This window comes from Allosaccharopolyspora coralli, assembly GCF_009664835.1.
GTDB classification, from domain to species: Bacteria; Actinomycetota; Actinomycetes; order Mycobacteriales; family Pseudonocardiaceae; genus Allosaccharopolyspora; species Allosaccharopolyspora coralli.
In genome coordinates, this window is sequence record NZ_CP045929.1 from 886,854 (window position 1) to 908,632 (window position 21,779).

Here is a 21,779-nt window from a genome sequence, read left to right on the forward strand (position 1 = left end):
ACAGCAAGCTCGTCCCGAAACGCCAGGAGACCCCGCGTGCCCACCAGTGTCGCCGTCCCGAACCAGCAGACCCGCACCGATCTGCGCAACGTCGCCATCGTGGCGCACGTCGATCACGGCAAGACCACCCTCGTCGACGCGATGCTGCGCCAGTCGGGCGCGTTCTCGGCACGCACCGAGCCCGTCGACCGGGTCATGGACTCCAACGACCTGGAGCGCGAGAAGGGCATCACGATCCTGGCGAAGAACACCGCGATCCGGCGCGAGACCGGCGACGGTCCCGTCACGATCAACGTGGTCGACACCCCCGGCCACGCCGACTTCGGCGGTGAGGTCGAGCGCGGCCTGTCGATGGTCGACGGCGTGGTGCTGCTCGTCGACGCCAGCGAGGGCCCGCTGCCGCAGACCCGGTTCGTGCTGCGCAAGGCGCTCGCCGCCGACCTGCCGGTGATCCTCGTGGTCAACAAGGTCGACCGTCCGGACGCGCGCAACGCCGAGGTCGTCGACGAGGTCCACACCCTGTTGCTGGACCTGGCCACCGAGGTCGGAGCCGACGATTCCGTGCTCGACCTCCCGGTGATCTACGCCTCCGCGCGGTCGGGCCGGGCGAGCCTGACGGCGCCGGACGACGGCGACCTTCCCGCCGACGAAGACCTGACCTCCCTGTTCGACGTGCTGATGGAGCGGGTCCCTGCGCCGGTCGGCGACGACGAGGCGGGACTGCAGGCACTGGTCACCAACCTCGACTCGTCCCCGTTCCTCGGCCGGATCGCGCTCTGCCGCATTCACGCGGGCACTCTGCGCAAGGGGCAGACGGTCGGCTGGTGCCGCGAGGACGGCTCGGTCGAGAAGGTGCGGCTGACCGAACTCCTCGTCACCGAGAACCTCGACCGGGTTCCCGCCGAGACGGCCAGTGCCGGTGACCTGGTGGCGATCGCGGGTATCCCGGACATCACCATCGGGGACACCCTCGCCGACCCGGACGCGCCCGAACCGCTGCCGCGCATCACCGTCGACGCCCCCGCGATCTCGATGACCGTCGGCACCAACACCTCGCCGCAGGCAGGCCGCAACGGCGGCACGAAGATGACCGCGCGCCTGCTCAAGAACCGCCTCGACGCCGAACTGATCGGCAACGTCAGCGTCCAGGTCGTGCCCACCGAGCGCCCGGACACCTGGGAGGTGCAGGGCCGCGGTGAGCTGGCGCTGGCCGTGCTGGTCGAGACGATGCGCCGCGAGGGCTTCGAACTCACCGCGGGCAAGCCGGAGGTCGTGACCCGCACCATCGACGGCACGCTCTGCGAACCGTTCGAGCGGCTCACGCTCGACGTGCCCGAGGAACACCTCGGCGCGGTCACGCAACTGCTCGCCTCCCGCAAGGGGCGCATGGAGCACATGGAGGGGCACGGCACCGGCCGGATCAAACTCGACTACGTCATCCCGGCGCGCGGTCTCATCGGATTCCGCACGGAATTCCTCACCGAGACGCGGGGAGCGGGCATCGCCAACCACGTGTTCGAGGGCTATTTCCCGTGGGTCGGCGAGCTGCGCACCCGCAACAGCGGCTCGCTCGTCGCGGACCGAGCGGGCGCGGTGACCACCTACGCGATGACGCAGTTGTCGGACAGGGGGACCTTCTTCGTCGAGCCGACGCAGGAGGTCTACGAGGGCATGGTCGTCGGGGAGAACCCGCGCGCCGAGGACCTCGACATCAACGTCACCAAGGAAAAGAAGCTCACCAACATGCGCTCCGCCTCCGGCGAGGAGCTGGAGCGCCTGGCCCGGCCGCGCAAGCTCGGCCTGGAGGAGGCTCTGGAGTTCTGCTCCGCCGACGAGTGCGTCGAGGTCGGGCCCAACACCATCCGGGTGCGCAAGGTGACGCTGGACGGCACGACCAGGCAGCGGGAGCGCAACCGGCAGAAAGCCAGGGACAACGGCTGAGCTCGCGAGTCTTTTCAGAAGGTGGGGGCTGGCTGGCGGAACCTCAGCGTCCTGCTCGCTGCGGGATCGATTTCTTGAGTAGCGTCCTACGCTGCGAAATCGCTGCCTCGCGAGGAGGGCGCTGAGAACCAGCGGGTTGTCGGGCTGCGTACGTGGTGCCCGCTCAGCTGCTCCGCCGCGGACATCCGCCCAAGGGCCCCTAAACCGCCCCCGGTGTGCGGGAGGTGGTGACCACGCGGAACCATGAGACACGGGGCGACGTCCCCTTTCGGGGGTGTTCGCCGTGTGTGAGGGAGGTTCTGCAGCGTGAACGAGGGTCCACGACGGAAGCGCGCGATGCTGCCTGCGTTGCTCGCGGCCCTGTTCACGCTCGCCGCCTGCACCAACGCTCCGCCTCCACAGTTGGTCGAGCGCCCGCCGAGCGAGTCGCCGACGACCAGCGCGCCCACGACGCGGCCGAAGCTGACCGAGGTCACGGTCGGGGTCGACAACCTCGAGGGCGGGTTCAATCCGCATTCCCTGGCCGACTTGTCGCCGACGAGTTCGGCGTTGGCGAGTCTGATGCTGCCGTCGGTGTTCCGGCCGGGGCCGGGTGGCGAACTCGAACTCGACCGGACGCTGATGGAGTCGGCCAAGGTCGTCGAGGACGCCGAGAAGTTCACCGTGCGGTACCAGATCCGCAAGGAAGCGGGCTGGTCGGACGGGGCACCGATCGCCGCCGAGGACTTCGTCTACCTGTGGGAGCAGTTGCGGTCGCAGCCCGGTGCCAGTGATCCGGTCGGCTATCAGCTCATCGAGGACGTCGCGTCCCGCCAGGGCGGCAAGACCGTCGAGGTGACGTTCAGCAGGCCGTACGAGGGCTGGCGCACGCTGTTCACGAATCTGCTACCTGCGCACCTGGTCAAGGACGCGCCGGGCGGCTGGGCGGAAGCGCTGGACCGCGGCTATCCGGCATCGGGAGGGCCGTTCGCGATCCAGCAGTTCGACCTCGACCGCGGTGAGATCGTGCTGGTGCGCAACGACCGCTACTGGGGTGAGCCGGCCGTGTCCGACCGGGTGGTGCTGCGCTCCAACGACCGCGCTCGCCAGGTCGAGTCGCTGCGCAGCGGCGACAGCCACGTCGCGGTGTTCTCCGCCGACGACGAGACGATGGACGCGCTCCGCGGCCTGGGCGACGCCGTCCGGGTGAAGACGGTCCCGCGACCGGCGACCATGCAGCTGTTGCTGCGGCCGAGCAGCCCGAATCTGACCGACGTCCGGGTGCGCAAGGCGGTCGCGTCGGCGTTGAACCGTGAGGATCTGACCGAGGTCGGTACCCAGGGCGGTCCAGCCGACCAACTCCCGGCGCACGCGCAGGTGCTCGCTCCGTCGGAGCGTGGCTACACCCCCACCGAGCCTCCCGGTGCGTTCCCCGGCGAACCGGACGGTGGCGAGGTCGCGCGTCTGCTCGGCGAAGCCGGGTATCAGCGTAGCGGGGGCACGTGGCTGCGGGACGGCCGTCCGCTGAACCTGGTCATCGCGGCGCCGTTCGACAACGAGCAGTACATCCGGATCGCGGAGGAGACCGCGGACCAGCTGCGGCAGCAGGGCATCCAGGCGAACGTGATCACTCCGACCGGCGACCAGCTGTTCGGCGAGATGCTGCCCGCGAACCCCCGCACGGAGGACCCGGGAGCGAGCTCCGTGGACATCGCGGTCGCGCCGCGGCCGGCCGGTGGCGATCCGGCGACGATGCTCGCGGCCTCCTTCGGGTGCCCGAAGACCGACGAGGACGGGGAACAACCGTTCCCGTACACGATGACCGGGTTCTGCGACCCGCTGCTGCAGCCGACGATCGACGCGGCACTGAGCGGGGCGATCTCGTTCGACGAGGCCTCGGAGCGGGTCGAGCCGGTGGTGTGGTCGCAGGCGGTGGCGCTGCCGCTGTACCAGCAGGCGCAGGTGATGGTGGTGCGCCGCGGGATGAGCGGGGTGCAGCCCGGTTTCGGCTTCGCCGGGCCGTTCTCGACCGCCGACCGCTGGCTCGGTTCCCCCACCGACGACGACGGTTACTGAGGCGTGAGGGGTGCGCAGGCGTGAGCCTTTTTAGTGGCTATAGCAACCAAAAAGGCTCACGCGCCGCAGGCCTGGTGTGCGTGCGCTGCGGGCAGCGGTTTGCGCTCCGCTTCGACACGGACGGGTGCACGGCGTGCCGCGCCGAGGGCGTCCCCGCCGCGCTGGTGGCCGAACTAGCCCTGGACGAAGTGGACGGCGCCGCGCTGTGGTCCGAGTGGGCGGGGCGCCCGCACGGGCTCTGGCGGCACCGTGAACTGCTCCCGGCGGACGCGGACACGGCCGTGTCGCTGGCCGAGGGCGGGACTCCGCTGCTGGAGGCGGACGGGCTGCTGATCAAGGACGAACGGCGCAACCCGACGGGCAGTTTCAAGGACCGGTTCTTCAGCGTGGCGGTCTCCTGGGCGCGGCAAGCCGGCGCGGACACGGTGGCGGTGGCCTCCAGCGGGAACGCCGCGGTGTCCATGGCCGCGTACGCGGCGGCAGCCGGCCTGAACGCGATGGCGGTCACCACGGCGGAGATGAGCCGAACCTGGCGCGCACTGACGACGTTGCACGGCGCCCGGTTGGAGTTCGCCGCCGACGCGCAGGAGCGGTGGACGTTGTTGCGGGAGAATTCCGACCGCTGGCAGGTGCTGACGAACACCTCGGAGGTCCCGGTGAGCAGCCTGTGGGTGGGGATCGAGGGCTACAAGACGATCGCGTACGAGATCGTGCGTGACCTGGGAGCCGTGCCCGACGTCGTCACCGCTCCGGTCTCGCGCGGGGACGGCTTCATGGGAATGTGGCGGGGGTTCCTGGAACTAGAAGAACCTGGGCGTGACGAACCGGTTGCCGCGAATGGTGGCCGTCGAGCGTTACCCGTCGCTGACCTCGGCGTTGGACCGAGGTCTGGAGCTGCCACCGGCGCACGGGGCGGCCACGGGCGAGCGGGCCACCTCGATCGGAAATCCACAGGCGACGGTCATGTCGCTGCAGGTCATCCGCGAGTCCGGTGGGACGGCCGTGCTCTGCGACGACGATCAGTTGACGCAGGCGGCGGCCCGGTGGGGTCGTCGAGGCATCGCAGCGGAGCTGAGTTCGGCGGCGGGCTCGGTCGGAGCCGACGAGCTGCGGCGCCGTGGCGAGGTGGGCGCAGACGAGACGGTCGTGGCGTTGTGCACGGCGGCTGCGGCGAACCAGCCCGAGACCTTGCCGTGAACTCGCCCCGCACCGATCCCGGACCTCTCGGCCGGTGGCTGCCACCGTTTAGGCTGGCCCGGTGACGTTGACGGCCCCTCCACGGTTACTGCTGGTGCACGCGCATCCCGACGACGAGACGCTCACGACGGGCGGGACGATCGCCCGGTACGCCGCCCGTGGAGTGGAAGTGATCCTGGTGACCTGCACTCTCGGCGAGGAGGGTGAGGTGATTCCGGAGAGCCTGCGCGGACTCGACTCCGACCACGCGGACCAGCTCGGCGGCTACCGGGTCGGTGAGTTGCGCTCGGCGTGCTCGGCGCTGCGGGTGGCCGACCACCGGTTCCTCGGCGGCATCGGCCGGTGGCGCGACTCGGGGATGCTCTGGGAGAGCGGCGGCCGAGCGGGAGCCGCGACGAAAGCACACCCTCGGGCGTTCGCGACCGGCGACCGCGACGAACAGGTCGCCGCACTGCGGGAGGTGCTGGACGAACTCAAGCCGCAGGTCGTCGTGACGTACGCGGCCGACGGCGGCTACGGGCACCCTGATCACGTGCGGGCGCACGAGGTGACCATGGCGGCCACGGATGCGGTGCCCTCGGTGCTGCGGGTGTTCCACACGGTGCCGTCGCGTACTGCGCTCGAAGCCGGACTCCGGCGGCTAGCGGACGCACCCGGAATGCCGTTCGAGATGCGTCCGCTCGACGAGATCCCGCATGTCCCCGACGAGGAGATCACCACGATCGTCGACGTCGCCGAACACCTGCCCGCGAAGATCAGCGCGTTGCGGGCGCACGGCACGCAGGTGCGGACGTGGTTGGACCAGCGGCACGATGGGGCCGGAGTCGCCGCCTTGGCCCTGTCCAACGGCGTCGCGATGCCCGTGGGCGACCACGAGCACTTCGTGCTGGCCTCGGGTGAGCCTGAAGGCTGCGCCACCGGCTTGTTCGGCGGGCTCGGGGTGAGCGGGGCGGTCGGGCAGTCGTGAACTGGAGTGTCTCGGACCGACTGCTGCTCGGCGTGCTGATCGTCGACGCGGCGCTACTCGCCGTGGTCGAAGTGATGTTCCTCCCGCTGTACTGGGGGGCGGTGCCGTTCCCGATCACGGCTGCCGTCGCGGCCGTGACCACTCCGTTCCTGGTGGTCGCCGCGGGCAAACTGGGTTTCGGGGCGCGCGGCGCCTCGGCGCCGTTGGTGGCGTGGTTCCTCACGGTGTTCGTCGTCGGTGTGCTCGGCCCCGGTGGCGACATCGTGCTGTTGAGTGACTGGCGGACGTTGCTGCTGCTCGCGGGTGGAACCGTGCCCAGCGCGGTGCTGCTGGGGTTGCTCACCGCACGGCAGCAGGCCCAGGCGGGCCGGGCTCGCCCGTGAGTGAGACGTGGCTCACCGCGCCGGGAGCCATGCGGTGCATGAGATCACTCCGCGGCGGGGTACACGATGGATGAGCTGGACAGCGCGTCGGTATAGGGTCGGTCGCGCTCCCGGCTCGTGGGACCGTGCTCCGCGCGGGCCGGTGCGCGAGATACTGTCGGGGGACCGCGCCCGAGTGCCGTGGCGCGGCAGAGGAAACGCTTAGCAGGAGTGACAACGTGACCTACGTGATCGCCCAGCCCTGCGTCGACGTGCTCGACAAGGGGTGTATCGAGGAATGCCCCGTCGACTGCATCTACGAAGGCGGGCGGATGCTCTACATCCACCCCGACGAGTGCGTCGACTGCGGCGCCTGCGAACCGGTCTGCCCGGTCGAGGCCATCTACTACGAGGACGACGTTCCCGAGGAGTGGGCGGCGTACACGAAGGCCAACGTCGACTTCTTCGACGACCTGGGCTCGCCCGGTGGCGCCGCCAAGGTCGGCAAGGTCGACTACGACGTCGAGCCCGTCACGAGCCTCCCGCCGCAGGGCGAATGACCGGCCTCGCGGGCCCGCGCCTGCCCGAGTTCCCCTGGGACTCCCTGACCCGGCTGGGTGAGGTGGCGCGGGCCCATCCCGGCGGGGTCGTGACCCTGTCGGTGGGGACGCCGGTGGATCCCGTCCCGGAGGTCATCCGGGAGGCACTGGCGTCGGTCTCGGACGTGCCCGGCTATCCCGCCACGCACGGCACGTCCGAGCTGCGCGAGGCGGCCGTGGGAGCGCTGCGGCGCCGTCACGGGGTGACCGGCGTGGACGCCGAGGACGTGTTGCCGACGATCGGCTCGAAGGAGCTCGTCGCGTGGCTACCGACCCTGCTCGGGGTCGGCCCCGGCGACGTCGTGGCGATCCCGGAGCTGGCCTACCCCACCTACGAGGTCGGGGCACAGCTGGTCGGTGCCGAGGTCGTCCGGTTGGCTCCCGGCGAGGCTCCGCCCGCCGGGACCGCGCTGATGTGGGTGAATTCGCCGTCGAACCCGACCGGCCGTGTGGCCGGTGCGGAGGCGTTGGCGTCGTCGGTGCGGGCGGCGCGTGCTCTCGGCGCGGTCGTGGCCTCCGACGAGTGCTACCTCGCGCTCGGCTGGGACGCGCAACCGGTGTCGGTGCTGAACCCCGAGGTCAGCGGTGGTGCGTTCGACGGCCTGCTCTCGGTTCACTCGCTGTCGAAGACCTCGAACCTCGCGGGCTATCGCGCCGGTTTCGTCACCGGGGACCCGGCGCTGGTCCGGCGGTTGCTCGAGGTGCGCAAGCACGCGGGCATGATCATGCCCCGCCCGGTGCAGCAGGCGATGGTCGCGGCGTTGACCGACGACGAGCACATGGCGGTGCAGCGCGAGTCGTACCGGCGGCGCCGCGCGGTGCTTCGGACGGCGTTGGAAGGCGCCGGGTTCACCGTCGAGCATTCGGAAGCCGGACTGTACCTGTGGGCGACCCGTGGCGACGACGCGTGGGACACCGTGGAATGGCTGGCTGAGCGCGGAATCCTCGTCGCACCGGGCACGTTCTACGGCCCGGACGGCGGCCGGCACGTGCGAGTGGCCCTGACCGCTTCGGACGAGCGAATCGACACGGCCGCTCAGCGCCTGTCGGCCTGAGCGACTCGGACCCGCGCTCGTGAGAACGAGATCAGCGGGAACAAGCGCACTACCCTGGACGGGTGAGACCCCTCTCGTTGCTTTGACGATCGACGAGCGACGCTGGTTGAATACAAGTGAGCCGGTGACAAGAGCCCCAGGGGGGCTCTCCCTCTCAAGGGGTAGCCGGCTTTTTACTTGCTCCAGGGCGTGAAGCAAGTCGTGAATGATTCAGCGATCATGTCCCAGTAGCGTGTCTCGTTCTTCTCCAGTTTTCGCTGGACCGCCCAAGCCGCATAGTCCGCAACTTGGAGCCCCCACGCTGTCGCCGCAGGCCAGTGGCACAGATGAACATCGCGACCGTGAGGTCCCTGAACACGGCAAACGTCGTGGAGAGCGGACTCGAACGCCTTCTTGCGAGCGTTGGTGCCGAGCGTGGCCGCAATGACGAACAGCCTGTCGCCTGGATCGGACACTCGCGGAGCGATGAACTTGAAGTGCTGATGCCAGGCAAGCTTGTACAGGTACACGTCTCCCGCTTCCCGTACGCGCGGGTAGGCGTTGTCCTTGTCGAGCATCGTGGCGTCGAACCGCCATCCTTGATCCGCGATCAGACCGAAGACTTCTTTCCGGGTCGGGTGACTGTCGTCGCAGGCGTGAAAGCAGCCCTTGTTCAGTGGCACACCAGCGGCATGGAGTTCGGTTCGGACCCTCAGTGCTTCGGTCAGGACGGTGCCGTGATCTCGGATCACGGCCGTGGCGATCCCGAAGTGGCGTGACGCGCCTTGATGTTGCTTGTAGTCGAGATTGCCGGTCTCGTCGGCGTACATGTAGACGTTGGCCACGATGTTCCTTCGCGCGCGTTCTGTTGATCAACTCACCGTATCGCCCGGAGCCGACCTCACGTATCGGCTGCACAGGTGAGCGCCTTGCGAAACAATCACCGCTTTGCGGACTCGGGTGAGCGGGTAACGCATGGGGTCACCCGGCGCATTGGGCTGTGCGGCGATCACCGGAGGGCTCGGGGGTTCAGAGGGCTTCGCCGCGTTTGCGGAGTTTTCGCCAGGCCCCGGGCCACAGGTCTCGTTGAGCGAGTCTGCGCCGATGCTCGCGCTCCACCAGGCGTCCCGCCGCGAGCGCGACGTCCGGGCATGCCTCGTCTCCGAGTTCGGTGACCAGTGTGCGGAGTCGTTCGATCGCCACGCACGCGTCCTGGTGATCCCCGATCACGTCCTGGAGCCTGGCAGCGGCCTTGACCACGCGCCGTACGGGTTTGCCGCTGATCGGTGTGGCGAGTTCGCCGGTGTAGCGGAGACGTTTCACCCGGATGCGGATGGCGTGCAGTGCGTCGTCCGCGGGCTCCGTGTCCAACGCGCGGATCTCCTTCCGCAGAGTGCGGAACTGCTTGGCGGCCAGCGTCCGCAAGGTCTCACTTCCGTCCACATCGGAGTCCTGGTGCGGTAGAGGAGTGTTGAGAGCGGCGACGAGCCGGTGCAGCAGGTCCAGATAGCCTTGACTGTCCAGAACAGACAGCAGCTCACGACGGGCGGAGTCGTGCTCGGCGTCGAATCCCTGCAGGAGCCGGTCGGCCGCCCGCTGGTCTTCGACAGGGAGCCCTGCGGCTTGCGCGCGCAGCTGTGCGCTCATGACGTCGAGGTCGCGGACCGGGCCGAGGGCACGCCCGAGTTCGCCGAGGTCGGCTCGCAAGGGCTCGGCGAACGACGCGTCGAGGAACGGGCCACCCGCCTTGAGCACCGCCCGCATGCGCCGGACCGCGACCCGCATCTGGTGCAGATCTTCGGGATCCTCGCCGGATCGGGTGCCCGGGTCGTGTTCGAGCAGGCGTCGGGTGCGATGGTCGAGAGCCGCGCGCACGTGCTCGTGCACTGGTGCGTCGCTCGGTGCGTGGACCTGGGTAGGAAGGCTCTGTCCCAGGTCTTCGACCCGGGACGCCACGGTGGCGGTGTCGGACTCGTCGAGCGCCGCCCGTTCGGAAGTCATTCTCGAGTATGGCACCGCCGAGCAACGAACACCGCCGAGCAGGCGATCTCGTTGATCGCCCGCTCGGCCTGGCGTCGAGCTCAGTCGTTGGCGTGCAGCGCGGCGTTGAGTTCCACCTTGCCGCCGGTTCGGGGACGCACCTCGACGGCACCGGTGGTCGAGTTCCGGACGAACTGCAGACCGTTCGACCCGGACAGCTCGCGGGCCTTGGTGAGGGTGCCGTCCGGCAGCGACACCTTCGTGCCTGCGGTCAGGTACAACCCGGCTTCGACGACGCAGTCGTCACCGAGCGAGATGCCGCATCCTCCGTTGGCGCCGATGAGGCACCGCTCGCCGACGGAGATGACTTCCTTGCCGCCGCCGGAGAGCGTACCCATGATCGACGCGCCGCCTCCCACGTCGGAGCCGTCGCCGATCACCACGCCCGCCGAGATGCGACCCTCGACCATCGAGGCGCCCAGCGTGCCCGCGTTGAAGTTGACGAAACCCTCGTGCATGACCGTGGTGCCGCTGGCCAGGTGGGCGCCGAGGCGTACCCGGTCGGCGTCGCCGATGCGCACACCGGACGGGGCGACATAGTCGACCATGCGCGGGAACTTGTCGATGCTGTAGACGGTGACCGCGCCGCGTGCGCGCAGCCGCAACCTCGTCTGTTCGAAGCCCTCCACGGGACACGGGCCGTGGTTGGTCCACACGACGTTGGACAGCAGCCCGAACAGCCCGTCGAGGTTCTGACCGTGCGGCTGGACGAGGCGGTGCGAGAGCAGGTGCAGTCGCAGGTACACCTCGTGCGCGTCGGCCGGGGCGTCGGCGAGCGCGGCGACGCCGGTACGGACGGCGACGACCTCGACACCGCGCGCCTCGTCGCGCCCCACCAGTTCGGCTCCGGCGCGGCCGAGGAACTGTTCGGTCTCCTCGACACCGAGCCGGGCGCTGCCCACCTCGTCCGGCGCCCCCAGACGGACCATCGGGAACCAGGTGTCGAGGACGGTGCCGTCGTCGGTCACGGTGGCCAGTCCGACGCCGTGCGCGCCGGTGGTCTGCGGGTCGGGAGTCTGTGCGCTCATGGGGAAAACGGTAATCGGCCCAGGTCGTCTGCCGTCCGGAGGGTGGTCATCGGGTCGAGCGGTGCCGGAACCGGCGGGTACGCTGCGTGATCGTGACGCCGCGACTGAACCTCACCGCCGACCCCGTCGAGCTCACCGCCGCCGTGGTGGACGTGCACAGTGTCTCGGGCGAGGAAAAAGCGCTCGCGGACGCCGTCGAGCAGGCTCTGCGCGAGCAGGCGCCGCACCTCGAGGTCGTCCGCAACGGCGACGCCGTGCTGGCCCGGACGAACCTCGGCCGCGAGTCGCGTGTGGTGTTGGCCGGACATCTGGACACGGTTCCGCTCAACGACAATTTCCCCTCCCACCGGGAGGGGTCGGGCGCTGGGGAGCTGCTGTTCGGGTGCGGCAGCACGGACATGAAAGGCGGAGTCGCGATGATGCTCTCCGCCGCCGGAGCGCTGGCCGAACCGAGGTACGACCTGACGTTCGTGTTCTACGACTGCGAAGAGGTCGACGCCGCCCGCAACGGCCTCGGGCGTATCGAGCGGGAGCTGCCGGAGTGGCTCGACGGTGACCTCGCGATCGTGGGGGAGCCGTCGAACACGACGATCGAGGCCGGGTGTCAGGGCACGCTCCGGGTCGAGGTCCGTACCACCGGCAAGCGGGCGCACAGCGCGCGGGCGTGGATGGGCAGCAACGCGATCCACGCGGCGGGGCCGGTGTTGCAGCGGCTCGCCGACTACACGCCACGGAACCCGATGATCGACGGTTTGCAGTACCGCGAGGGCCTGCAGGCGGTGCGCATCGAGGGTGGCGTCGCGGGCAACGTGGTGCCCGACGAGTGCGTGGTGGCGGTCAACCACCGGTTCGCACCGGACACGTCCCTGCCGGAGGCCGAGGCTCGCGTCCGGGAGATTTTCGACGGGTTCGACGTGACCGTCGTCGACGCCTCCCAGGGTGCACTGCCGGGCTTGTCCGTTCCGGCGGCACGGGAGCTCGTCGCCGCGGCGGGCGGCGACCCGGTCGCCAAACTGGGGTGGACCGACGTGGCGCGGTTCGCCGCACGGGGACTGCCTGCGGTGAACTTCGGGCCCGGTGATCCGATTCTGGCGCACACCCAGCGCGAGCACGTGCATTCCAGCGACATCCGCCGCGCGGTCGCCGTGCTGCACCGCTTCCTGAAAGAGGGCGCGGACTGAGGCGTGAGTCTTTGTGGTGGTTATAGCAACCAAAAAGACTCACGCCTGGGTCAGGACGTGGAGCCCGGTGTGGCGATGGTTTCGGAGTCCGGGAACGCCGGTGTCATGTCCTCCAGGGACGCGCGTGGCGACGGTGGGACGGCCTCGGGCACCTCGGCATCGTCGAGGACGCCTGCGGCGTCCTGAGCGCCGACCTCGTCCTCGTGGGGGCCGGTCGAGGTGGTGTGGAGTTCGCCGCCTTCGAACTCGCCGTCCCCGGCGGCCTCGGCGCCGCCCTGGGCTCGTTCGAGAAACCGCAGCAGCTCCACCGGGAACGGCAGGACCAGTGTCGAGTTCTTCTCGGCCGCCACCTCCACGACCGTCTCCAGCAGCCGCAGCTGGAGCGCGGCCGGAGTGTCGTGCATCACACGCGCGGCGTCCGAGAGCCGCTGCGAGGCCTGGTACTCACCGTCGGCCGAGATGACCCGGGAGCGCCGCTCCCGCTCGGCCTCCGCTTGACGTGCGATGGAGCGCTTCATCGTCTCCGGCAGCGAGACGTCCTTGATCTCCACCCTGTCGATGTGCACCCCCCACCCGAGTGCCGGGCTGTCGATCATCAGCTCCAGGCCCTGGTTGAGCTTCTCGCGGTTGGACAGGAGGTCGTCGAGGTCGCTCTTGCCGATGATGGACCGCAGCGAGGACTGGGCGACCTGGCCCATCGCGAAGCGGTAGTCCTCGACGTTGATGACGGCCCGCACCGGGTCGGTGACGTTGAAGTACACGACGGCGTCGACCCGCACGGTCACGTTGTCCCTGGTGATGCCCTCCTGCGAGGGCACGGCCATCGTGATGATCTGCAGGTTGACCTTCCGCATGTGGTCGATGCCCGGCACGATCATGGTGAACCCGGGACCGCGGACGTGCTCGCGCAACCGGCCGAAACGCAACACGACCCCGCGTTCGTACTGTCGAACCACCCGCGCCCCCGCGGCGACGTAGAGGACCCCCGCGGCCAGGATGATGAGAAGCAAACTGAGAGCGATCATGGCAGGCTCCCGCGTTCGAAGGCCGTTCGGATCGCCTCGTCCCTGGTGAGGACGCTGCGACGGCCACGGCGTCGATCGCGCTGAACGGACGCCGGTGGGTCGTCGTGAGCGGCTCGAGCCGGGACGCCGACGCACCCGATCTTCTTCGCATGATACCCCTGACCTGCGGCCTTGGGCTGCCACCCGCTCGGGTCACGGGAGCCGGTGGCTACGCTCGCGGCATGACCATCGAGAGCCCGCGAGAGAGCCCGAACTCGGACGAACGGCCGCAGGAGAGGCAGACGGGGCCGGTCGTGCTGCGCCGCTCCCGGCTGAACGAGCCGAGTACGACCGACCAGCGGCTGCTCGACTCGCGCGGGCCGACCGACTGGGTGCACACCGACCCGTGGCGGGTCCTGCGCATCCAGGCCGAGTTCGTGGAGGGCTTCGGCGCGCTGGCCGAGGTGCCGCGTGCGGTGACGGTGTTCGGCTCGGCGCGCACCCCGCGCGAGCACCCCGAGTACCAGCTGGGGATGCAGCTCGGTTCCGGTCTGGCGGACTCGGGCTGTGCGGTCATCACCGGAGGCGGTCCCGGCACGATGGAAGCGGTGAATCGCGGTGCTTCCGAGGCGGGTGGGCTGTCCATCGGACTCGGGATCGAGCTGCCGTTCGAGCAGGGCCTGAACCCGTGGGTGGATCTCGGTGTGAACTTCCGGTACTTCTTCACCCGCAAGACGATGTTCATGAAGTACGCGCAGGCGTTCGTGTGCCTGCCGGGCGGCTTCGGCACGATGGACGAGCTTTTCGAGTCGTTGACGCTGGTCCAGACCAAGAAGGTCACCAAGTTCCCGGTCATCATGTTCGGCCGGTCCTACTGGCAGGGGCTCTACGACTGGATGCGGGACTCGATGTGCGCCTCCGGCAAGATCGGCGAGAAGGATCTGTCTCTGCTGCACCTGACCGACGACGTCGACGAAGCGGTGTCGCTGGTGCAGGAGGCGTACAAGGCATGGGAGGACGCACATTGAGCGAGCAGTTCGCGGTCTGCGTGTACTGCGCGTCGCGGCCGGTTGACCAGCGCTACCTCGACCTCGCGAAGGCGGTCGGCTCGGCGATCGCCCGGCGCGGGTGGTCGTTGGTCTCCGGTGGCGGCCGGGTGTCGATGATGGGTGAGGTCGCCAGGGCGGCCCGAGCGGGCGGTTCTCGCACGGTCGGGGTCATCCCGAAGGAGCTCTACGAGCTGGAGGTCGCCGACACCGAGGCGGACGAGTTGCTCGTCGTCGACTCGATGCGGGAGCGCAAGGGCCTCATGGACCGGCACGCGCAGGCGTTCGTGACGTTGCCCGGCGGGATCGGGACCTGCGAGGAGCTCTTCGAGGTGTGGACCTCGCACTACATCGGGATGCACACCAAGCCGGTCGTGCTGCTCGACCCGGACGGGCACTACGACGGCCTGCTCAAGTGGGTGCAGGACCTGGCGGGAACCGGGTTCGCGACCCAACGCTCGGTGGACGCACTACGGGTGGTCACCGACGTCGAGTCCGCGCTGGACGCGTGCGCGCAGTGAGCCCGCTGCGGTTCGGCGGCCGCAGTGTCGCCGACGACCGGCCGCTGGTGATGGCGATCGTCAACCGCACCCGGGACTCGTTCTTCGATCGTGGGGCGACGTTCGACGAGTCGGCGGCCACGGCGGCGGTCGATCGGGCCGTCTCGGACGGCGCGGACCTGGTCGACATCGGTGGCGTGCGCGCGGGCGCCCAGGGCGAGGTGGTGGACACCGACGAGGAGTCGCGCCGGGTGGTGCCGTTCGTGGCCGCCGTCCGGGAGCGGCACCCGTCGGTGGTGATCAGCGTGGACACGTGGCGGCACGAGGTGGCCCGCCGGGTGTGCGAGGCAGGGGCCGACCTGCTCAACGACACGTGGGCGGGCGCCGATCCGAAGCTCGCCGAGGTCGCCGCCGAGTTCGGTGTGGGAGTCGTCTGCTCACACACCGGAGGTCTCGCGCCCCGCACGGACCCGTTCCGGCCGCGCTACGACGACGTGGTCGCCGAGGTCGCAGCCGAGCTGGTCGGTCTGGCGGAGTGGATGGTGCGGCTCGGGGTGCCACCGGAGGGTGTGCTCATCGACCCCACCCACGATTTCGGCAAGAACACCTGGCACGGCCTGGAGTTGCTGCGCAGGCTGGACGAGCTGGTCGGCACCGGCTGGCCGGTGCTGATGGCACTGTCCAACAAGGACTTCATCGGCGAGACGCTGGGCGCGGCGGTCGACCAGCGGTTGGAGGGCACCCTCGGGGCGACCGCCGTCGCGGCCTGGCAGGGAGCGCGGGTGTTCCGAGCGCACCACGTCGCCGAGACCCGGCAGGTCGTGGACATGGTGGCCGGGATCGCGGGCACCCGCCCGCCGCACCAAGTGCTGCGTGCCCTGTCCTGACCGGCGACCGATTTTCTTCAAGGTGCGCGCGGGTCGGTCTGCGTGGGTGGTCGGGTGGCGGAACCTCACCTCGCGGCCGGCTTCGGGATCGTCGACCTCAGGTAGCGCGCTCTCCAGCACGTCGACGCCGTCCTCGCCGGCCACGAGGTGAGAACCCGCGGGTGGTCGACCACTGACCCAAAGGTCGAAAACGCCCCTCTCATCAGAGGACTTCGTTGATGAGGCGGGTGATCTCGGTGACCGAGACCTCCGGCAACAGGCTCTCCACGAGCGGGGCGAGGCGGATCCAGCGTGCTTTGACGCGTCGTGCGCTCGGGGTCGGCTCGGCGAGGTCGTCGACGAGCTCGCGGACTCGCCACAGAGCCTCGTCCCGTTCCCACGGGGCGCCGTCGTGCTCGGCAATGGCCTCGCCGAGCAGGTCCATGTAGTGCCGGACCTGGTCGAGTGAGTGCACCGGTTCGTCGTCCTGCACCGTGAACGTGGTCGCGGCGAGGAGCGCGGAGCCCGGGTCGTTCTCGGGGTGGCTGTGCGGTTCGTGCGGGTGCACCACCGGGGACTCCTCGGGTGTCGTCGGGTCTCGTGCGTCACGAGACGGGGTGGGGCGGCTCGGGGAGCGGCTGTCATTGAGATCGTTCAGCATCCCACTCGGTGACTGTGTCGATCAATCGACGCTCGGCGTACCGGATTCGCGTCACCGCCACCCGAATGGATCAACGCGTTCCCGCGCCTCGGGATATTGCCTCCACCTGGAGTGTTGCACGTCACGTGGGCCGGGTGGCGGGTGAGGACGAAAGTCCCTGGTGTGGAGGGCGATGACACCCGCCCTCCGTGTCCGTAAAGTCACTTCTCGTGAAGGCTGATGCGCTGCGCGGGCACCTCGACGCCCTCCTGTTGGCGAGCCTGGACGGCAGGCAGCTGCACGGGTACGCGATCATCGAGGTGTTGCAGGAGCGCAGCGGCGGTGCGCTCGATCTGCCGACCGGCACCGTCTATCCGGCCTTGCGCAGACTGGAGCGTGCCGGACACGTGCACAGCGAATGGAGCACGGTCGGCGGCAGGCAGCGCCGGACGTACCGCCTGACGACCTCCGGCGCCCGGACGCTCGCCGACGAGCGGCTCGCCTGGAACGAATTCACCACCGCCATCGAAGGCGTACTCGGCACAGAGTCGCCGACGCCGGCGCAGGCCTGACAGGGCGTGGGAGCTGGCCGTTGTGCCTCCGCTGACGACGGTCGCCTGCCGTGCTCCGGACGCCACCGGCCCGGCCGTCGGCCACTCGTGCCACGATCGGAATCGTGGTGAGCGCACTCCTGTACCTCGTGGTGGCCCTCGTAGTGGCCGGCGTCGTGTTCGTGCTGGCGTCGGTGGTGTTCGGCCGTGGCGAGGAGCTCGAGCCGTTGCCGCCCGGCACGACGCCCACGCGGCTGCCCGCTACGGAGGTCGACGGTGACGACGTTCGCGCCCTGCGGTTCCAGCAGGTGCTGCGCGGGTACAAGGCGACCGAGGTGGACTGGGCGCTGCACCGCCTCGCGAGCGAGCTCGACGAGTCGCACGGCCGCATCGCCGCTCTCGAACGGCAGCTGGACGCGGCGAGCGAGCAGCTCGCCCGCCACCGTCGCGAGCAGGAGGGCTGAGCATGGGCCGCACGGTGGAGGCGCGTTGCGCCGTTCCGGTCGCCGCGAGCGGGGAGACGGTGTGGCAACGAGCGACCGACTGGGCGAGTCAGGGCGAGTGGATGCTCGGGACGGAGGTCTTCGTCGTCGACGGTCACGGCGGGCTCGGTGCGACGCTGGCCGCGTTCACGGGGGCCGGCAGCGTCGGGGTCCTGGACACGATGAGGATCGTGCGGTTCGAGCCGCCCCACCGGTGCCGGGTGGAGCACACAGGGAACGTGGTGCGCGGTGAGGGAGGTTTCGAGGTCGTCCGGGAGGGACCGCACTCGGCGAGGTTCGTGTGGTGGGAGGCGCTGCGGCTGCCGACCGCGCTGGCGTGGGGTTGGCCGCTGGCGCGGCCCGCGTTCCTGTGGGGGCTACGGCGCTCGCTGGAGACGTTCGCGCGCCTCTGCCGGGAACGAGAAGGGAGCGCGGGTGAGCGAGACTGACGGAGCGGCGGTGCTCGGCGACGACGGGCTCGCTCGCTGCCCGTGGGGCGCCGGACCACCCGACTACGCCGCCTACCACGACACCGAGTGGGGGCGGGAGCTGCACGGCGAGCAGGCGCTGTTCGAGCGGATCAGCCTCGAATCGTTCCAGTCTGGGCTGTCGTGGCTGACGATCCTGCGCAAGCGGGAGGCGTTCCGCTCCGCGTTCGCCGGGTTCGACCCGCGGCGTGTCGCCCAGTTCGATGCCGAGGACCGCGCGCGGTTGCTCGCCGACGCGGCCATCGTCCGCAACCGCGCCAAGGTCGACGCCACGATCACCAACGCCCGCGCGACCGGCGAACTCGACTCTCCGTTGGACGAGCTGCTGTGGTCCTTCGCGCCGGACGACGACCGCAAGCGGCCACGGACGATTCACGACGTCCCGGCGACCACGCCCGAGTCCGTGGCGATGGCCAAGGAGCTCAAACGGCGCGGGTTCACCTTCGTCGGGCCGACGACCTGCTATGCGCTCATGCAGGCGACCGGCATGGTCGACGACCACCTCACCGACTGCTTCCGCGCTGGTCGCTAAAAGGGTGCCCGGAGGTGGTCTGTGTGGGTGGTTCCGTGGCGGAACCCCAGCGCGGCTATTCGACGTGGAGGCGTGAGTCTTTTTGGTGGTTATAGCCACCAAAAAGACTCACGCGACTTGGCCTGCGCTCGCGCGCGACTTGGCCTGCGCTCGCGCGCTTGCTTCAGTGGCCGCTGAAATGCGGGGTGCGCTTGTTCAGGAACGCGGAGACGGCCTCGCGGTGGTCGTCGGTCTGCCCCGCCTGCACCTGCGCCCCGGCTTCGACGGCGAGTGCCTCGTCCAGGCCTTCGGCGGCGGCGGCCAGCACGGTCTCCTTGATCCGCGCGTAGGCGCTGGTCGGTCCGGTGGCCATGCGGCCGGCGAGCTCCTGGGCGGCGGTCGTGGCCTCGCCGGAGCCGACGAGCCGATTGATCATGCCGATCCGCAGCGCCTCTTCCGCGGCGACCGGTTCGGCGAGCAGCAGCATCTCCATCGCCCGGCCGTAGCCGATCAGGCGGGGCAGTGTCCAGGACACGCCCGAATCGCCCGAGAGTCCCACGTTGGCGAACGCCATCAGGAACTTCGCGTCCGCCGAGGCGACCCGCAGGTCGCAGGCATAGGCCAGCGACGCGCCTGCTCCGGCGGCGGTGCCGTTGACGGCGGCGATGACGGGTTTCGGCATGCTCGTGACCGTGCGGATCAGCGGGTTGTAGTGCTCCTCGACCGTGTTCAGCGGCGATTCCTCACCCGAGTCCAGCTGTGCGACGTGCTCCTTGAGGTCCTGGCCCGCGCAGAACGCCTTCCCCGCGCCGGTGATCACCACGGCCCGGACCGACTCGTCGGCGGCGGCGTCCCGCAGTGCGCCGAGTAGAGCCTGCTTGAGCTCGACGGTCAGCGAGTTGAACGCGTCCGGCCGGTTCAACGTGAGCAGCCGTACACCCGCAGCGTCGTCGATCAGCAGTACCTCGGACACGTCTCGCCCTTTCGTCGCTGGTGTTCCGCCCGGTCTTCGCGGGTCAGGGTGTTCCTGCCCCGGCGCCGCCCGCAGTGCACAGTGGACGGTCCGAACGCCGCGCCGCATCCTCGGCACGGGTGGGTGTCCCCAGTGGACCAGCTCGACTCCGGGGTTCGGAACACGGCCCGAAGTCCGGCGACGGGCTCCTCGAACCCGGACCGGAGCCTGCCTCCAGGCGGACCGACCGCGGATCGAGCACCCACGACGGCCGAGTCTGCCACCCGCGAGTGGCATTCGACCAGCGCAGCGCGACACGAATAGATCGGCTCGGTTTCGCCGCCGCGTCCGGATGGGGGAGAATGGTGCGGGTACCGACTGGTCGCGGCGGCCAGCGGTGGGGAATTGTTCACGGAGGGAGCACGCTATGGCGGCCATGAAGCCCCGGACCGGTGACGGTCCCCTCGAGGTGACGAAGGAGGGACGCGGCATCATCATGCGCGTTCCACTCGAGGGCGGTGGGCGGCTCGTCGTCGAGATGTCGCTCGATGAGGCCAAGAATCTGGGCGACGCCCTGGAGTCGGCGACCGGCTGAGGCCGCTGCGGCGTGCGGGCGTGTCCGCCCCCGACCGCGCCGAACACTCCGGCCCCGGCACGCGTGGTGCCGGGGCTTCGTCCGTGATCGGCCTGCGCAGCGCCGCGCAGGTGAACCGTGGAAGGTAGTCGTGCCCGTTTCTTCATCCTCCGGTCCGCTGTTCGAAGCTGTGCACGCGGGAGAGTCCGAGCGTGCACTGCCGGTGATCCCGACGTCACTGGTCGAAGTGGACGTGGTGACACGTCGGCGCGACGGTCTGCCGACCGCGACGCCCGTTTACGCCGGTGAATCCGGCGCGGATCTCGCATCCGCCGCGAGGTCCTGGTCGGTTCCCGAATCCCTGTTGAACGCGGCCGGGGCGACGAGTGCCGTCGGTTCGGTCACCTCGTTGCCGTTGCCCGACGACCGGCTCGGGTGGACGGTCGGTGTCGAGTCCGGTCGGCCGGACCAGTGGCGCTCCGCCGGTGCGGCACTCGTCCGCGCCGTGCGTGAACGGCTGACCTCCGCGAGTGACGACGACTCCGACCCGTCCGACCTCGGCGACGCGCTCGATGCCGAGTACGTGCAGGTCATGCTTCCGGACGCCGCGGACGCGGAGCTGATCTCGGAGGTGACGCTGGGTCTCGCGCTCGGCGACTACCGGTTCCGGGTGACCGGCGAGTCGTCGAAGCCGCGGTTGCGCAAGGCGCTGTTGCTGGTGCCGGAGTCCGCCGAGGTCGAGACGCTGCGCCAGGCAGCGGCGCGGGCGCGCGAGTGGGCGGCGGCGACCGCGCTCGCCCGCGACCTCGCGAACGCACCCTCCAACTTCAAGGACCCCGCCTGGCTCACCGGTACAGCCGCGCGGCTCGCCGAGGAGGTGCCGAACCTGTCGGCGACCGTCCGGCACGAGAAGTGGCTCGCCGCGCACGACTTCGGCGGTGTCCTCGCAGTGGGAGGCGGCTCGTCGCGACCGCCACGGTTGCTGGAGCTGCGGTGGCGGCCGCCGGGCGCTGCGTCGGCGCCGCACGTGGTGCTCGTCGGCAAGGGCATCACCTTCGACACGGGCGGGATCTCGATCAAACCCGCCGAGGGCATGCACTTGATGCGCACCGACATGGCCGGTGGCGGCGCGGTCGTCGCCGCGATGCTGTCCATCGCCCGGCTCGACCTGCCGGTGCGGGTCACCGCGTTCGTGCCCGCCGCGGAGAACCACGTCTCGGGGTCGAGCTACCGGCCGGGGGACATCGTGCGGCACTACGGCGGGACGACGACGGAGGTGACCAACACCGATGCCGAGGGGCGGATGGTGCTCGCCGACGCGCTCGCCTACGGCATCGAGCAGCACGACCCGGACCTCGTGGTGGACGTGGCGACGTTGACCGGCGCGATGAAGGTCGCGCTGGGGCTGCGCACCGGCGGTGTGTTCGCCTCCGACGACGCGGTCGCGCACCGGGTGCGGGACGCGGGCGAGCGGGTCGCGGAGAACTGGTGGCCGATGCCGCTGATCGCCGATCACGCCGACGACGTGCACAGCGAGATCGCCGACGTGCGGCAGTGCCCGCCAGGGCCGGGCGGTGTGATGGCCGCGATGTTCCTCCGCGAGTTCACGTCGGGTCGCCCGTGGGCGCACCTCGACATCGCCGGTCCCGGTCGTGCCGAGCGAAACTACGCCGAGGTCGTTCCGGGAGCGACGGGGTTCGCGGCCCGGACGCTGATCGAGGTCGTCGCCGGAATGCAGTGATCCCTCGGGGCCGCGGCGCG

23 protein-coding genes are annotated in these 21,779 nt (G+C 70.0%); 17 read left to right on the forward strand and 6 right to left on the reverse strand.

The features are described from left to right. Positions 1 to 36: 36 nt before the first annotated feature. From typA to dapC, 7 genes are all read left to right on the forward strand, one after another. Positions 37 to 1,941, forward strand: coding sequence for a translational GTPase TypA (gene typA, locus GIY23_RS04235; RefSeq protein WP_154075460.1), 1,905 nt, complete (start codon positions 37 to 39; stop codon positions 1,939 to 1,941). 306 nt (positions 1,942 to 2,247) lie between these two features. After that, complete coding sequence (locus GIY23_RS04240; RefSeq protein ID WP_228717538.1) at positions 2,248 to 3,996, forward strand: ABC transporter family substrate-binding protein; 1,749 nt, start codon at positions 2,248 to 2,250, stop codon at positions 3,994 to 3,996. Positions 3,997 to 4,016: 20 nt separating this feature from the next. Beyond that, entirely contained in the window at positions 4,017 to 5,258 is a 1,242-nt protein-coding gene (locus tag GIY23_RS23460) for a threonine synthase (RefSeq protein ID WP_456061931.1), read from the forward strand. Then, complete coding sequence (gene mshB, locus GIY23_RS04250; RefSeq protein ID WP_154075461.1) at positions 5,255 to 6,160, forward strand: N-acetyl-1-D-myo-inositol-2-amino-2-deoxy-alpha-D-glucopyranoside deacetylase; 906 nt, start codon at positions 5,255 to 5,257, stop codon at positions 6,158 to 6,160. The genes GIY23_RS23460 and mshB overlap by 4 nt, the downstream gene beginning before the upstream one ends. After that, the gene (locus tag GIY23_RS04255) at positions 6,157 to 6,543 is read left to right on the forward strand and encodes a hypothetical protein (protein WP_154075462.1); all 387 of its coding nucleotides are present in this window, start codon (positions 6,157 to 6,159) and stop codon (positions 6,541 to 6,543) included. Before mshB ends, GIY23_RS04255 begins: the two co-directional genes overlap by 4 nt. Before the next feature lie 218 nt (positions 6,544 to 6,761). After that, complete coding sequence (gene fdxA, locus GIY23_RS22780; protein ID WP_222850232.1) at positions 6,762 to 7,082, forward strand: ferredoxin; 321 nt, start codon at positions 6,762 to 6,764, stop codon at positions 7,080 to 7,082. Beyond that, on the forward strand, positions 7,079 to 8,176 hold the full coding sequence (dapC, locus tag GIY23_RS04260; RefSeq protein ID WP_222850233.1) for a succinyldiaminopimelate transaminase: 1,098 nt from the start codon (positions 7,079 to 7,081) through the stop codon (positions 8,174 to 8,176). Before fdxA ends, dapC begins: the two co-directional genes overlap by 4 nt. 173 nt (positions 8,177 to 8,349) lie before the next feature. Here dapC and GIY23_RS04265 read toward each other — a convergent pair whose 3' ends face one another. The 3 genes from GIY23_RS04265 to dapD all read right to left on the reverse strand — a co-directional run bounded on the left by GIY23_RS04265 (position 8,350) and on the right by dapD (position 11,223). Continuing rightward, positions 8,350 to 9,000, reverse strand: a complete 651-nt coding sequence (locus GIY23_RS04265) for a DUF3800 domain-containing protein (protein WP_222850234.1) — start codon at positions 8,998 to 9,000, stop codon at positions 8,350 to 8,352. Between the two features lie 184 nt (positions 9,001 to 9,184). Beyond that, complete coding sequence (locus tag GIY23_RS04270; RefSeq protein WP_154075464.1) at positions 9,185 to 10,156, reverse strand: CHAD domain-containing protein; 972 nt, start codon at positions 10,154 to 10,156, stop codon at positions 9,185 to 9,187. A gap of 80 nt (positions 10,157 to 10,236) precedes the next feature. After that, positions 10,237 to 11,223 (reverse strand): 2,3,4,5-tetrahydropyridine-2,6-dicarboxylate N-succinyltransferase, encoded by a 987-nt coding sequence (gene dapD, locus GIY23_RS04275; RefSeq protein ID WP_154075465.1) that lies wholly within the window; start codon positions 11,221 to 11,223, stop codon positions 10,237 to 10,239. Positions 11,224 to 11,315: 92 nt separating this feature from the next. Between dapD and dapE the strand changes: the two genes are divergently transcribed. Beyond that, positions 11,316 to 12,404 carry a succinyl-diaminopimelate desuccinylase gene (gene dapE / locus GIY23_RS04280; protein ID WP_154075466.1) on the forward strand — a complete coding sequence of 363 codons (1,089 nt, stop codon included), beginning with the start codon at positions 11,316 to 11,318 and terminating at the stop codon, positions 12,402 to 12,404. Positions 12,405 to 12,454: 50 nt separating this feature from the next. On the opposite strand, the gene GIY23_RS04285 is transcribed toward dapE, so the two are convergent. Beyond that, positions 12,455 to 13,429 (reverse strand): slipin family protein, encoded by a 975-nt coding sequence (locus GIY23_RS04285; RefSeq protein WP_154075467.1) that lies wholly within the window; start codon positions 13,427 to 13,429, stop codon positions 12,455 to 12,457. 221 nt (positions 13,430 to 13,650) lie between these two features. Here GIY23_RS04285 and GIY23_RS04290 point away from each other — a divergent pair, with 221 nt between their 5' ends. The 3 genes from GIY23_RS04290 to folP are packed head-to-tail and all read left to right on the forward strand — an operon-like array spanning position 13,651 to position 15,841. Further along, complete coding sequence (locus GIY23_RS04290; RefSeq protein ID WP_154075468.1) at positions 13,651 to 14,436, forward strand: LOG family protein; 786 nt, start codon at positions 13,651 to 13,653, stop codon at positions 14,434 to 14,436. Continuing rightward, positions 14,418 to 14,975: an LOG family protein gene (locus GIY23_RS04295; RefSeq protein ID WP_154075469.1), complete on the forward strand. Its 558-nt coding sequence runs from the start codon at positions 14,418 to 14,420 to the stop codon at positions 14,973 to 14,975. The genes GIY23_RS04290 and GIY23_RS04295 overlap by 19 nt, the downstream gene beginning before the upstream one ends. Then, positions 14,972 to 15,841: a dihydropteroate synthase gene (gene folP, locus GIY23_RS04300; RefSeq protein WP_154078603.1), complete on the forward strand. Its 870-nt coding sequence runs from the start codon at positions 14,972 to 14,974 to the stop codon at positions 15,839 to 15,841. The genes GIY23_RS04295 and folP overlap by 4 nt, the downstream gene beginning before the upstream one ends. Before the next feature lie 202 nt (positions 15,842 to 16,043). Here folP and GIY23_RS04305 read toward each other — a convergent pair whose 3' ends face one another. Further along, the gene (locus GIY23_RS04305; protein ID WP_154075470.1) at positions 16,044 to 16,391 is read right to left on the reverse strand and encodes a hypothetical protein; all 348 of its coding nucleotides are present in this window, start codon (positions 16,389 to 16,391) and stop codon (positions 16,044 to 16,046) included. Between the two features lie 299 nt (positions 16,392 to 16,690). On the opposite strand from GIY23_RS04305, the gene GIY23_RS04310 reads away from it, so the two are divergent. From GIY23_RS04310 to GIY23_RS04325, 4 genes are all read left to right on the forward strand, one after another. Then, complete coding sequence (locus GIY23_RS04310; protein ID WP_154075471.1) at positions 16,691 to 17,032, forward strand: PadR family transcriptional regulator; 342 nt, start codon at positions 16,691 to 16,693, stop codon at positions 17,030 to 17,032. A 104-nt stretch (positions 17,033 to 17,136) separates the two neighbouring features. Beyond that, positions 17,137 to 17,475, forward strand: coding sequence for a DivIVA domain-containing protein (locus GIY23_RS04315; protein ID WP_154075472.1), 339 nt, complete (start codon positions 17,137 to 17,139; stop codon positions 17,473 to 17,475). A 2-nt stretch (positions 17,476 to 17,477) separates the two neighbouring features. After that, entirely contained in the window at positions 17,478 to 17,942 is a 465-nt protein-coding gene (locus tag GIY23_RS04320; RefSeq protein ID WP_154075473.1) for an SRPBCC family protein, read from the forward strand. After that, the gene (locus tag GIY23_RS04325; protein WP_154075474.1) at positions 17,929 to 18,513 is read left to right on the forward strand and encodes a DNA-3-methyladenine glycosylase I; all 585 of its coding nucleotides are present in this window, start codon (positions 17,929 to 17,931) and stop codon (positions 18,511 to 18,513) included. Before GIY23_RS04320 ends, GIY23_RS04325 begins: the two co-directional genes overlap by 14 nt. Before the next feature lie 163 nt (positions 18,514 to 18,676). Here the strand turns inward: GIY23_RS04325 and GIY23_RS04330 are convergent, their stop codons facing one another. Next, entirely contained in the window at positions 18,677 to 19,465 is a 789-nt protein-coding gene (locus GIY23_RS04330; protein ID WP_154075475.1) for an enoyl-CoA hydratase-related protein, read from the reverse strand. 406 nt (positions 19,466 to 19,871) lie between these two features. On the opposite strand from GIY23_RS04330, the gene GIY23_RS04335 reads away from it, so the two are divergent. Together GIY23_RS04335 and GIY23_RS04340 are read left to right on the forward strand one after the other, a co-directional pair. Next, on the forward strand, positions 19,872 to 20,039 hold the full coding sequence (locus tag GIY23_RS04335) for a DUF3117 domain-containing protein (protein ID WP_154075476.1): 168 nt from the start codon (positions 19,872 to 19,874) through the stop codon (positions 20,037 to 20,039). A gap of 202 nt (positions 20,040 to 20,241) precedes the next feature. After that, on the forward strand, positions 20,242 to 21,759 hold the full coding sequence (locus GIY23_RS04340; protein WP_228717683.1) for a leucyl aminopeptidase family protein: 1,518 nt from the start codon (positions 20,242 to 20,244) through the stop codon (positions 21,757 to 21,759). Positions 21,760 to 21,779: the final 20 nt, after the last annotated feature.